Source organism: Hydrogenovibrio sp. JE_KL2, from assembly GCF_009296185.1.
Lineage (GTDB): Bacteria > Pseudomonadota > Gammaproteobacteria > Thiomicrospirales > Thiomicrospiraceae > Hydrogenovibrio.
On record NZ_WBJR01000003.1, the window covers coordinates 270230 to 283062 of the forward strand.

13 protein-coding genes are annotated in these 12833 nt (G+C 43.1%); 9 read left to right on the forward strand and 4 right to left on the reverse strand.

The window, feature by feature from the left end:
• Positions 1-15: 15 nt before the first annotated feature.
• Positions 16-1062 (reverse strand): rod shape-determining protein, encoded by a 1047-nt coding sequence (locus tag F8R13_RS07275; RefSeq protein ID WP_029912899.1) that lies wholly within the window; start codon positions 1060-1062, stop codon positions 16-18.
• A 292-nt stretch (positions 1063-1354) separates the two neighbouring features.
• Between F8R13_RS07275 and gatC the strand changes: the two genes are divergently transcribed.
• From gatC to htpX, 4 genes are all read left to right on the forward strand, one after another.
• Positions 1355-1642: an Asp-tRNA(Asn)/Glu-tRNA(Gln) amidotransferase subunit GatC gene (gatC, locus tag F8R13_RS07280; RefSeq protein ID WP_371414920.1), complete on the forward strand. Its 288-nt coding sequence runs from the start codon at positions 1355-1357 to the stop codon at positions 1640-1642.
• 3 nt (positions 1643-1645) lie between these two features.
• A complete protein-coding gene (gene gatA / locus F8R13_RS07285) occupies positions 1646-3100 on the forward strand; it encodes an Asp-tRNA(Asn)/Glu-tRNA(Gln) amidotransferase subunit GatA (protein ID WP_152833083.1) in 1455 nt (484 codons plus the stop codon).
• 9 nt (positions 3101-3109) lie between these two features.
• Positions 3110-4537 carry an Asp-tRNA(Asn)/Glu-tRNA(Gln) amidotransferase subunit GatB gene (gene gatB / locus F8R13_RS07290; protein WP_152833084.1) on the forward strand — a complete coding sequence of 476 codons (1428 nt, stop codon included), beginning with the start codon at positions 3110-3112 and terminating at the stop codon, positions 4535-4537.
• 216 nt (positions 4538-4753) lie between these two features.
• Positions 4754-5650 carry a protease HtpX gene (htpX, locus tag F8R13_RS07295; protein WP_152833086.1) on the forward strand — a complete coding sequence of 299 codons (897 nt, stop codon included), beginning with the start codon at positions 4754-4756 and terminating at the stop codon, positions 5648-5650.
• A 70-nt stretch (positions 5651-5720) separates the two neighbouring features.
• Here the strand turns inward: htpX and F8R13_RS07300 are convergent, their stop codons facing one another.
• Positions 5721-6152, reverse strand: coding sequence for a SufE family protein (locus F8R13_RS07300; protein ID WP_152833089.1), 432 nt, complete (start codon positions 6150-6152; stop codon positions 5721-5723).
• Between the two features lie 204 nt (positions 6153-6356).
• Here F8R13_RS07300 and F8R13_RS07305 point away from each other — a divergent pair, with 204 nt between their 5' ends.
• The 5 genes from F8R13_RS07305 (at position 6357) to pstB (ending at position 11417) form a co-directional block, all read left to right on the forward strand.
• Positions 6357-7361, forward strand: a complete 1005-nt coding sequence (locus tag F8R13_RS07305; RefSeq protein WP_152833091.1) for an MBL fold metallo-hydrolase — start codon at positions 6357-6359, stop codon at positions 7359-7361.
• A gap of 218 nt (positions 7362-7579) precedes the next feature.
• On the forward strand, positions 7580-8572 hold the full coding sequence (gene pstS / locus F8R13_RS07310; RefSeq protein ID WP_371414921.1) for a phosphate ABC transporter substrate-binding protein PstS: 993 nt from the start codon (positions 7580-7582) through the stop codon (positions 8570-8572).
• Between the two features lie 210 nt (positions 8573-8782).
• A complete protein-coding gene (gene pstC, locus F8R13_RS07315) occupies positions 8783-9802 on the forward strand; it encodes a phosphate ABC transporter permease subunit PstC (RefSeq protein WP_152833093.1) in 1020 nt (339 codons plus the stop codon).
• Position 9803: 1 nt separating this feature from the next.
• The gene (pstA, locus tag F8R13_RS07320) at positions 9804-10613 is read left to right on the forward strand and encodes a phosphate ABC transporter permease PstA (RefSeq protein ID WP_152833095.1); all 810 of its coding nucleotides are present in this window, start codon (positions 9804-9806) and stop codon (positions 10611-10613) included.
• 21 nt (positions 10614-10634) lie between these two features.
• The gene (pstB, locus tag F8R13_RS07325; RefSeq protein ID WP_371414929.1) at positions 10635-11417 is read left to right on the forward strand and encodes a phosphate ABC transporter ATP-binding protein PstB; all 783 of its coding nucleotides are present in this window, start codon (positions 10635-10637) and stop codon (positions 11415-11417) included.
• A gap of 56 nt (positions 11418-11473) precedes the next feature.
• On the opposite strand, the gene serB is transcribed toward pstB, so the two are convergent.
• Both serB and F8R13_RS07335 read right to left on the reverse strand, forming a co-directional pair.
• Entirely contained in the window at positions 11474-12307 is an 834-nt protein-coding gene (serB, locus tag F8R13_RS07330; RefSeq protein ID WP_152833097.1) for a phosphoserine phosphatase SerB, read from the reverse strand.
• 19 nt (positions 12308-12326) lie between these two features.
• A complete protein-coding gene (locus tag F8R13_RS07335) occupies positions 12327-12734 on the reverse strand; it encodes an RDD family protein (RefSeq protein ID WP_152833099.1) in 408 nt (135 codons plus the stop codon).
• Positions 12735-12833 lie beyond the last annotated feature (99 nt).

The following is a 12833-nucleotide window of genomic DNA, read 5'->3' on the forward strand; positions in this document are numbered from 1 at the left end:
TGTTAAGCGGAGAAATCAGTCAAAAGAGAATACGTCGATACCTTTTTCATCCATTAATTCTAGTGCGCGTCCGCCACCACGAGCAACACAGGTCAATGGGTCGTCAGCAATAATGACAGGTACACCTGTTTCTTCAGAAAGTAATGTGTTCAGGTTTCTCAATAGAGCACCGCCACCAGTTAGCACGATACCGTGTTCTGCAATGTCGGCACCCAATTCCGGTGGCGTGTGTTCTAGAGCAGTACGTACGGCACTAACGATAGCAGCCAATGGCTCTTGCAGTGCTTCAAGGACTTCGTTACTGTTTAGCGTGAAGCGACGAGGAACGGCTTCAGCAATGTTACTACCGTGAACTTCTAAAGTGTCAGGGTCAATCTCGTGGTAAGCCGTACCAATTTCTTTTTTGATTTTTTCAGCAGTAGCTTCACCGATGATCATGCCGTAGTTGCGGCGAACATACTTGATGATAGCGTCATCAAAGCGGTCACCACCGACTTTAACTGAATCAGACCAAACAATCCCGTTTAGAGACAGTGTTGCAACTTCGGTTGTACCACCACCGATATCCACAACCATTGAGCCGGTCGCTTCACTTACCGGCATGCCAGCACCAATTGCGGCAGCCATTGGTTCTTCAATCAAGTAAACTTCGCGAGCACCTGCACCGGCGGCAGATTCGCGAATGGCGCGCCTTTCTACCTGAGTTGATCCGCAAGGAACACAAACCAATACACGAGGGCTTGGTTGGAAGAAGCGGGCTTCATGTACTTTTCGGATAAATGCTTGAAGCATTTTTTCAGTGACTTCGAAGTCGGCGATAACACCATCTTTTAGAGGGCGAACCGTTTCGATGTTTTGGTTCTCTTTTCCTAGCATTTGTTTCGCGCCTTCACCGACGGCGACGATGGAACGTGAGTTACCGCTCTGACGGTTAGTTCGAATTGCAACCACTGAAGGCTCGTTTAGAACCATGCCTTTACCACGAACATAAATCAATGTGTTTGCTGTGCCTAAATCAATAGATAAGTCGTTAGAAAAAAGTCCGATGATTTTGCGTAACATGTATTGCAATTCCTTAAGCTAGAAACGAAGGGATATTAGGGTATTAAATGTATTTATGTGTACCCTAAAAGACCGGCAATCCTGTCCGGCTGTCCCACTAAACGAGATTGAGCCATTTTATAACAAACTCACTAAAAAAAGTCATCATTTTATATCTGATTTTTTTATAGAAAAGAGGGGGTGTCTCTTTTTAGAAAAGCCGAAATGTGGTAATTTAATAGGAATTTTTTTCAGTGAAATTTTTTGTGTGCGTGCTTTTGGGTTCGCGCACTTGTCGTGAGGAGTTTTATCAGTGTCCATCGGGAAAGATGATGTCAACAAAATCTCGCGTTTAGCGGCCATTTCTGTTTCAGAGCAGGAAGTTGATCAGGTTGCTGATAAGTTGAGTAATATTTTGGATCTTTTTGCGCAGATGCAAGCGGTTAATACAGATGGTATTGAACCTATGTCTCATCCATTAGATCAAGTGCAGCGTTTACGTGAAGACGTAATAACGGAAAACAACCATCGAGATAAGTATCAAAAAATAGCACCTTCAGCAGAAGGTGGAATGTATTTAGTACCGCAGGTGATCGAGTAAGCTATGCATAGACTTTCCATTAAACAAATGAGCGAGAAGCTCCGAACCCGAGAGATTACCAGTGTTGCTTTGACCCAGCACTATTTGGATCGTATTGAAAAGTATGATGGTGATTTGAATGCCTATATCACCGTTACACCTGAGTTGGCGATTGAGATGGCTAGGAAAGCCGATGAAATGCTGGATAAGGGTGAAGGTTCATTGCTAACGGGGATTCCTGTTGCGCATAAAGATATTTTCTGTATCGATGGTGTGAAGACATCTTGTGGCTCTAAGATGCTTCATAACTTTGTTGCCCCCTATGATGCGACCGTTGTTGAAAAACTTAAATCGGTTGGGATGCCTATTTTGGGTAAAACCAACATGGATGAATTTGCGATGGGGTCATCTTCTGAAAGCAGTTACTATGGCCCAACCAAAAACCCATGGAAGTTAAATGCGGTTCCGGGGGGGTCATCCGGTGGTTCTGCTGCGGTAATTGCTGCCGGGCTTGCGCCTTTTGCAACAGGAACCGATACAGGCGGGTCTATTCGACAACCGGCTTCATTCTGCGGAATTACGGGTATCAAGCCGACTTACGGTGCGGTGTCTCGTTATGGGATGATTGCTTATGCTTCCAGTTTTGACCAAGGTGGTCCTATGTCACGTAGTGCTGAGGATGCTGCTTGGTTGTTGGATGCCATGTCTGGATTTGATGCAAAAGATTCCACAAGCCTTGAACAAGAAAAGTCTGACTACACAGCTCAACTGGAAGAGTCGTTGAAAGGTTTGAGAGTAGGGGTGCCGAAAGAATACTTTGGCGAGGGGCTTTCAGAGTCTGTCTCCAATACCGTTAAAGAGGCCATTGAAGTCTTGCGTCAACAAGGTGCAGACATTGTTGAAGTCAGTTTACCGAATAAAGATTTAGCGGTGCCTGCTTACTATGTTTTGGCGCCAGCGGAAGCCTCTTCGAACCTGTCTCGCTTTGATGGAGTGCGCTATGGCTACCGTTGTGAGAATCCACAAGACCTGAGCGATTTGTACATGCGTTCCCGCTCCGAAGGGTTTGGTACTGAAGTGAAGCGACGTATCATGGTTGGCGCTTATGCCTTGTCGGAAGGGTATTACGATGCTTATTACTTAAAGGCACAAAAATTACGTCGTATGGTTCGTGATGACTTTGTTAACGCTTTCGAGCAATGTGATGTCATCGTTGGGCCTGTCGCACCGACAACGGCCTTCAATATTGGCGAAAAATCCGATGATCCGATTAGTATGTATTTGGAAGATTTATACACGATTCCAGTGAACTTGGCTGGTTTGCCTGCCATGTCTGTGCCTGCTGGGTTTGCAGAAGGCATGCCTGTCGGGTTGCATTTGATTGGTACTTATCATAGTGAAGCAAAGCTGCTTAATGTTGCTCATCAATTTCAACAAGTGACTTCCTGGCATGAGCAAATGCCGGAAGCATATCAATAGGAGGTGGTCATGACTTGGGAAGTGGTTATCGGTCTTGAGATTCATGCTCAGCTCAATACAAACACTAAGATTTTTTCAGGCTCTTCCATTGCTTATGGTGCGGAGCCAAATACTCAGGCTAACTTATTGGATTTAGGAATGCCGGGTCAATTGCCTGTTTTGAACAAAGCGGTGTTGCCTAAAGCGATTCGTTTTGGTTTGGCGGTTGGTGCGACGATTGGTCGCAAATCGGTTTTTGACCGTAAGAACTATTTTTATCCAGACTTGCCGAAAGGGTATCAGACCTCGCAGTTTAGCTATCCTATCGTTGATAAAGGCGGCTTTTTAGAAATAGAAGTGGATGGCGAAATCAAAAAAATCGGTATCACACGTGCGCACTTGGAAGAAGATGCCGGTAAGTCGGTTCACGATGCGTTTCCTGGTCAAACAGGCATTGACTTGAACCGTGCAGGAACACCATTGTTGGAAATTGTTTCCGAGCCAGATATGCGTTCAGCGCAGGAAGCGGTGGCTTATGCCCGCAAGATGCATGAGTTGGTTCAGTATCTTGGTATCTGTGATGGCAACATGCAGGAAGGTTCGTTCCGTGTTGACTCGAACGTATCTATCCATAAGCCTGGAACGCCTTTCGGAACCCGTGCTGAGTTGAAAAATATCAACTCATTCAAGTTCATCGAGCAGGCGATTGAGTTTGAGATTGCTCGTCAAATCGAAATCCTTGAATCTGGCGGTAAAGTGGTTCAGGAAACGCGTTTGTACGACTCTGAAAAGAATGAAACGCGCTCCATGCGAGCTAAAGAAGAGGCGAACGATTACCGTTACTTCCCATGTCCAGATTTGTTGCCAGTGGTCGTGACGGATGAGGATATCGAAGCGATTCGTGCGGAAATGCCGGAACTGCCAAGTGCTAAACGTGCGCGTTATGTATTCGAGTTTGGATTGTCTGATTATGATGCCAGCTTCTTGACGGGTTCAAGAGCGATGGCAGAGTATTTCGAAGCTGTGGTTTCGCATTCTAAGGATGCGAAAATGAGCGCAAACTGGGTCATGGGAGAATTGTCTAAATCCTTGAATCAGCAAGGTATTGATATTAATGAATCTCCAGTGTCCGCTGAAGCTTTGGCTGGTTTGCTAGCGCGTATTCAAGATAACACCATTTCTGGAAAAATCGCCAAGCAAGTGTTTGATGCGATGTGGAATCAAGAAGGCTCCGCGGATGAAATCATTGCGGCAAAAGGATTGAAGCAAATCACGGATTCGTCTGCAATCGAAGCTTTGGTTGATGAGGTTTTGGCGGCAAATGCTGCGCAGGTGGAAGCCTATCGAAATGGCCAAGATAAGATGTTTGGCTATTTTGTCGGGCAAGTGATGAAAGTATCTCAAGGTCAGGCGAACCCTGGTCAGGTGAATGAGATATTGAAGCGCAAACTGTCCTAACTTTTCACGCATTATGCCAACCCCAACCTGGTAGATTTTTACCAGGTTGGCGTGCTTGGTTAAACCCTAGGGTTTAATTCTTAAAAAAGTCTGACTCTTTCTTCTTTTTCTCTTGAAAGAGCATAAAAAAACCTTATAGTAGCCATTAAATACGCTTTGAATAACAAGTTCACAGTGTCTAATAAAGTGGACGTTTGTAGTCTAATGGAGGTTTCGATGAAACGTATTGGTCTGTTTTTATTAATGAACTTTGCCGTCATTGCGGTGGCAATGATTACCCTCAACCTATTGGGTGTCAAAGGCTATATGAATAGCCAGGGCTTGGATCTGAAAAACCTTTTCATCTTTGCATTGGTGTTTGGTTTTGCGGGTTCTTTTATCTCTTTGGCAATGTCAAAATGGCTGGCAAAAATGTCTGTGGGCGCTCAAGTTATCGAACAACCACGTAATGCTGATGAGCAATGGTTGGTTGAAACGGTTCGTGAGTTTGCACAAAAAGCGAATATCGGTATGCCGGAAGTGGCTATTTATGACTCGCCGGAACCTAACGCTTTCGCGACAGGGATGACAAAGAACTCATCAATGGTTGCGGTATCTACCGGCTTGATGCGTAACATGCAGAAGAATGAAGTCAGAGCGGTTCTTGGGCATGAGGTAGCGCACGTTGCAAATGGTGATATGGTAACCATGGCTTTGTTGCAGGGTGTGTTGAACACGTTTGTCATCTTCTTCGCGAAAGTCGTGGCTTACATTGTTGACCGCGTAATTCTTAAAAATGAAGAAGAAGGCATGAGCTTTACATTTATTGCCGTTGATTTCATTGCGCAGATTCTATTCGGTATTTTGGCAAGTATCGTTGCGATGTGGTTCTCACGTGTTAGAGAGTTCCATGCGGATAACGGTGGTGCCTACTTGGCTGGTAAGGAAAACATGATTGCAGCCCTACGTAGATTGCAGACCATGCATCCAGGTGAGTTGCCAGATCAAATGGCAGCGTTCGGTATTTCTGCTGGTGGATCGAAATTTGGACAATTGTTTATGTCTCACCCACCTTTAGAAGAGCGTATCGCTGTTTTGGAAAACACAACGCAAGGGCAATTGAAAATCGCATAACTTTCATTAAATAGTTAGTGACAAAAAAACCGGCATCATGCCGGTTTTTTTATGAGAGAGCCTAAAAAGTCTATATTCTTGATTGTGCTTCGGATTGTATGCGCTTAATCATGTGATATAGCCCGGTGGAGCGGTTGGCAGATAGGTGTTGTATCAGACCAATTTCTGCCAAGAAGCCAAGAGGCGCTTCACTAATTTCCTGAGGCGTTCTGCCTTGGTACACTTTAAGTAGTAAGGCGATTAGCCCGGCAACGATGGCGGCATCTGATGTAGCTTGCATATAGAGGTGCCCGTCGTGCTCCTCAATGTAAATCCATACTTGGGACTGACAGCCGTGAATTCGATTTTCTTCGGTTTTAAACTCGTCTGGCATACCTTGAAGGGTTTTACCCATGTCGATGAGGTATTTGTAGCGATCCTTCCAGTTGTCGAAGTGGGTGAAGCGCTTAACCAAATCGGCTTGTATATCAGTAATGCTTTTTTCTGCGGGTTGATAGTTCATAGGGAAATTGAATGTAGTTTTTCAAAATGGCTATTCTATCAAAAAGTAGAAATGGATGTGCCGTACTGGCTTTGCTGGTTGGTTTTTGATTTGCGCAAAATAAATAAGATTGATTTAAAAATAGATGAAAAATGTTTTATCGTTTCATCTGAAATTAAAAATAAAAACAACAAGAAAGAAATGAAAGTTTCTAAGGAGAAAAACATGGAACAAATGTCACGTCGTAATCTTCTGAAAAAAACGTTATGGGGAAGTGCTTCATTGGTAGGTTTGTCCGCAATGACCCCCCTTTACGTTCATGCCAGCATGGAATTTAAAGGGCCTAGAGTGCCTGATGTTGATGCTGTGAAAGTATCTGAACACTGCTATTACATTCCAGCACTGGGATCTTCACCTTCGCCTGAAAACTATGGAATGTTTAGTAACCCAGGTTTCGTGGTAACGCCAAAAGGGGTTGTGGTGATTGATACTGGTAGTTCTGTTCAGATCGGTGAAATGATTTTACGACAAATCAAAAAAGTGACCGACAAGCCTGTTGTCATGGTGATTAACACCCATTATCACGGAGACCATTGGTTGGGGAACCATGCATTCGTCGCAGCTAATCAAGATGTTAAGCTTTACTCTCATGAAGCGGTGCAAAAAGTATTGAAAACAGATGGTGGGAAGTTCTGGTTTGATTTCATGCAAAGAAACACCGACAACAAAATTACCGGAACAGTGGTCACGATTCCGAACCAAACCCTTAAAGGTGATGAAGTGTTTGAGATGGGGGGCGTGACCTTGAAGGTTCATCACTTCGGTCGCATGCACACAGAGTCAGATGTGGCGGTTGAGGTAGTTGAAGATAAGACGATTTATATGGGGGATATGGTTATGCGCCGTATCGCCAATATGGAAGATGGCTCTTATAAAGGTACGATTGCCGGCTTGAACAGTGTTTTAAACCTGTCTGTGAATCAGTTTATTCCGGGTCATGGTAAGCATGAAGACAAGCAGCTGATTTTAGATGGAAAAGAATTTATGGAAACCATCTATAGCAGCACTGCTAAATACTATGATGAAGGTTTGTCGGATTTTGAAATGAAGCCAAAAATCATGGCAGAGCCGTTTATGAAAAACGTGGCGAGTCAATGGCCGGGTTATCAAAGTACTTTAGGTAAATTTATTGTGGTTTCTATTAAAGAGTATGAGCAATCGATGTTCTAAGGGTTGAATTTTTTGGTGTCACTTGTCGCGAGGCAGGCTGAGTCAGCCTGTCTCCGATTTGACGCGAAAAATAAATTCTCCTAGTCATTTTGGGGCAAAAAAAATGTCATAAAAGTGTAGTAAAAAGGCTGAAGGGGGTTTGCTAATATTCCCTCCGTTGAGTTAGTCGCCAATTAAGGGGACCAACAATTAAAGCCAATTCCTTTTAGGAGAATATCGTGAAAAAACTATTAGCGACTGCGGCATTAGCTGCAAGTATGACAACAACAGCTTTTGCTTCTACTATTGAAGGTACAGGAGCTTCTTTCCCATATCCGGTATACAAAGCGTGGATTTCAGAATACTATAATGCTACAGGCAATAAAGTAAATTATTCACCAACTGGTTCTGGTACTGGGATCAAAGAAATCACTGCTCGTCACGTTGATTTTGGTGGTTCTGATGCGCCTTTGAAGCCATCTCAACTTCACAAAAGCGGTCTTTACATGTACCCAACAGTTGTTGGTGCAATCACTTTCTCTTACAACATTCCTGGTGTTAACAACCTAAAACTTTCTGAAAAGTCTATTTCAGGTATCGTTATGGGTCACATCAAGTACTGGGATGACGCTTCTTTAAAGCATGACAACCCAAGTGCAAGCCTACCGCATAAGAAAATTCTTTTCGTTCACCGTTCTGACAAGTCTGGTACAACTTTCAACTTCTCTTACTACTTGGCGAAGATGAACAAAACTTGGAACAAAGAGTTTGGTGCGAAAAAAGCGATCAACTGGCCTATGGAAAACCGTATTGCTGGTAAAGGTAACTTCGGTGTTTCAACAGCAATCAAAACTAACCCTTACTCAATCGGTTATGTAGATTATGCTGATGCTAAGAAAAACGGGCTAGAAATGGCGACTGTTCAAGGTCAAGGTGGTAAATTCTACGCGCCTACAGTAGATAACTTTATCGCTGCTGCTGGTCATGCAAGTCTAGATCCTAAGAAAGATTTCTACTCTATCATTGCATATCCTGAAAATGCATACCCAATGGTAGCTGCAACTTTCATCTTGTTACCAAACGACTCTAAGAAAAACAAAGAAGTAACTGACTTCTTCAGATATTCTTATGAGCACGGTGATAAAGCGGCTGCAGATCTTGGTTACGTTCCACTTCCAAAAAGCGTAAAAGAAAAGATCTACGGTTACTGGGCTTCTAAAGGTATTAAGTAATATCTTAGTCCTCTAAGGCATGGTGCCCCTAAGTGGGCACTATGTTTATAGAGTCTTTGTAAAAGCGGTCAATATCTTCTTTTACAAGGGTTCTAAACAGATTTACCTTGCAGGCATTCATGGATGTTATGCCGCTCTTGGATGTTGACACGAAGGTTTTATCCTCTAGAATTTAAACACTTTTAAAGCCAAAGAAAAAATAGGGCGGTTATGGAAAAAATATTTGCAAGACTCTCCCAGGTTAGTGCGAGTCTGGTCTTTGTGGTTTTAGTCTCGACACTTGTGACTCTCTACATTTCGGCAAAACCAGCGATTGAAGAGTTTGGGGCGAAGTTTTTGATCGACGCTCGTTGGGGAGTTGATGTTCCGATTGAGCCCCCTTCTTCTGATCACAAACCAGCTCAGCAAGCTTCACAGTCTAGTGTCTCTAATGCTCATTTGGATAACGGTACCAATGCCGGTGATGAAGATGATGGTATTAATGTCGGTGACGACGACGACGGTATTAATGTCGGCGGAGATGGTGTTGTCAGTAATGCTCCTCATAAAGAAGTCTTTGGTGGAGCGGTTGCCATTGTTGGAACGGTTTTCTCAACTATTATTGCCTTGTTGTTTGCCGTTCCGCTTGCAATGGGGATTGCTATATTCTTGTCTGAAATTGCAGCGCCCGCTATTTCCAAGCCTGTAGGGATTGCCATTGAATTACTTGCAGCCATTCCGAGTATTATTTACGGCATGTGGGGCTTGTTCTACTTCGGTCCATTCATAGCCTCAATTTTTGGCGGTCACTCAGTGTCTTTGCTGGTAGCGGGTTTAGTACTTGGCGTAATGGTTATTCCGTTTATGGCTGCTTTGAGCCGTGATGCTATCAATACGACGCCTGATGTACTAAAAGAAGCAGCTTATGCAGTAGGTGCAACCAAGTTTGAAGTGATTAAGGATGTTGTGTTTCCTTATGCTAAGGCGGGCATAATCGGTTCAATTATTATTTCACTAGGCCGTGCGTTAGGTGAAACAATGGCGGTCGCCTTTGTAATCGGTGGGGTCTTCGAGTTTGCGAAATCTGTTACAGATCCAACGAACTCTATCCCGGTAGTCTTGGCAAATAACTTCTCAGAATCCAGTGGTTTGAGTTTGGCATCTCTGTTCTACTTGTCGTTGATTCTATTCGTTGTCAGCTTCATCGTAATCTTTACGGCGAAACACTACTTCTTGAGAAGAGGTAAATAACATGAGATTGTTGATAAATAAATTAGTTTTAGGTCTGTCTAGCCTTGCAGCGGTTATTGGATTGGTATTTCTTGGCTGGATATTGATTACGCTAATTATTAAGGGTTCCGAAGCGCTTTCGCCATATATCTTTACGCATGATTTGATTAACAATGGTATTCGTAACCTATTGTTTGGACAGTTTGTGTTAGCTGGTTTGGCGACGATTATCGGTATTCCAATCGGTATTATGGCTGGGATTTACCTGCAGGAATATAGCAACGGCAGCAAGTATGCCGATTTTATCCGTGACTTATCAGATGTTATGATGTCGGCACCATCCATTGTTATCGGTACCTTCGTTTACGCTGTTGTAGTTATGCCTACAGGTCATACGGCAGGTTGGGCGGGTGTGTTCGCTCTATTTGTGATGATGTTACCTATTGTAGTGCGTGCAACAGACGATATGCTGAGCTTAGTGCCTACTGAGCTAAGAGAGGCAGGGATTGCTATCGGGGCATCGAAGTACCATGTCATCGTAAATATTATCTTAAGAGCAGCAAAAGTTGGTATCGTCACAGGATTGATTCTGGCATTTGCCCGCGTAGTCGGTGAGACAGCACCTCTTTTGTATACCAGTGGTTCAAGTGTGTATTGGTCAACGGATTTGAGTGATACTTTCCCGTCAATAACGGTCTCGATTTATAACTTGGCTACCATGCCAGACGATAAGATGGTTCAGTTGGCTTGGGCAGCAGCACTGGTTCTAACATTCTTCGTATTGATTCTCAATTTGCTGGGTCGATACATTATTCGTGAAAAGCATCACTAAAAGGTTTTTAGCGTGAAAGATATTGCCAATATTATGGAAATTCAGGATTTCAGCTTTACTTATCCTAAAGCTGAAAATCCTTCATTGAAAAACATTAATCTTCCTATTAAAGAAAATCACATCACAGCTCTAATCGGCCCTAGTGGGTGCGGTAAATCAACATTGCTAAGAGCTATGAATCGGATTCATGATCTGTATCCAGGATGCCATTATGAAGGCGCTATTAAACTAAAGAATCAGGATGGTTCAATTGGAAATATTCTAGATATAAAAAAAGAAAACGATTTTATTGCATTGCGCCAAAGAGTTGGCATGATTTTCCAGAAGCCAACCCCTTTCCCAATGACGATTTATGAAAACATCGCTTATGGTTTACGTATCGCTGGAATCAAAAATAAGAATGATCTTGAAGAAATTATCGTTAAGTCTTTGCAGGATGCGGCGCTTTGGAATGAAGTAAAAGACAGATTGCATCAGGATGCTAGAGGCTTGTCTGGTGGACAGCAACAGCGCTTGTGTATTACGCGTGTTGTCGCTCTGAAACCCGATTTGATGCTGTTTGATGAACCAACATCTGCCCTTGATCCAATTTCAACTTTGGCAATTGAAGAAATGATTCTTGGTCTGAAAGAGAAGTACAGTATCGCGATCGTAACGCATAACATGCAACAGGCTTCTCGTATTTCTGACTACACAGCATTTATGTATCTAGGGGATTTGGTTGAGTTTAACGACACGGATGTGATGTTTACCAACCCTAAAGAGCAGCAAACTAATAACTATATTACAGGTAAGTTTGGTTAATAGACTTCTAAAGATTTGTGCTTTGAGCCCGCTTTTGCGGGCTTTTTTTATGGGCGTTAAACTTCTGCGTTGACGAAGTCTAGTACTTTGTCTAAACCACTGTAGTTAAGGCTTGTACTTGCTTTTTCCTGAACGGCAGGTTTGGCGTGATAAGCGATGCTTAGACCTGCTTCATTCATCATGAGTAAGTCATTTGCACCATCGCCAATAGCAATCGATTGGTTTAGATCAATACTTAGCACGTCACACAGTTCTTGAAGAAAAAAGGCTTTGGCTTCTGCACCAATGATGCTGCCAACTATTTTGCCAGTGAGTTGACCGTCAATGATTTCTAATTGATTCGAACGTGTAAACTCGATCCCTAGTTGTTCTTTGAGGCGGTCTGTAAAATAAGTGAATCCGCCTGATACCAAAGCAAAAGGTATTTTTCGCTCTTTTAAACCGTTAAGCCACACTTCTGCACCCGGGTTAAGAAATAGTCGTTCGTCATAAACTTTCTGCAAAGCGGATTCTGATAGGCCATTTAATAGCGCAACACGCTGTGTGAGAGAGCTTTCAAAATTCAGCTCACCACGCATTGCCGCTTCCGTAATGGCAGAAACCTGAGGCTTTAAGTTCACCATGTCGGCAATTTCATCAACACACTCTATGCCGATTAACGTTGAATCCATGTCACTAATGACTAGTTTTGCTGACGACGGAGTAAATCCTTTAGGCAAAAGATTAATGTCCATTTTTAGATTCTCACTTAATTGTCGAACAGATGTCATGTTCGGATCGTCGAGATCAACTTGGTAGTGATTCGCAACGGAGTAAGGTGTGGAGCCCAGTAAGGATTCAACTTCCTGTTTTTGGGTTTGACTAAGATGATTTGTGTGAATAATGAGCATGTAATCTTTGTCCGTAAATTTATGAATTTGTCTCTGAAGCTGAGGTAATTTGAGTTTTGGCAATCCTATCCTGCAACGTTTGACGGCTACTTGGCAGGAAGAGCCCAATCCAGCCAATAGGCCATAACAAGATGCCAGTGAGGAAGCGTAGGTTGGCTTCAGTTCTAGTGAGTAGGGTGTCGTTTTGCGTTATGAGTCTTAGCTTCCAGGTTCTGAGTCCCGGAGTCTGGCCTGACTGTGTCCAAAAGTACGTCAAGTACACATAGGTAATGGCGAGAAGGTAAACCTGAAAGCCGAGCATGGAAGAAGATGAGTTTTGTAGGTTTTCGCCTTGCCATACAACGAAAGGGATTGCTGCCACAAACCACACTGAGCAGAGTAGTAATAAATCATATAAAAAGGCAAAAAGTATTTTAAATGGCAACATATTCAAAGCTTGGTTTACGTTATATCAGGTGGCAAATAATAATCTATTTTGCTTCAAATCTCAGTAAGATATAAAAATAGAGTACAAAATTAACTCAGT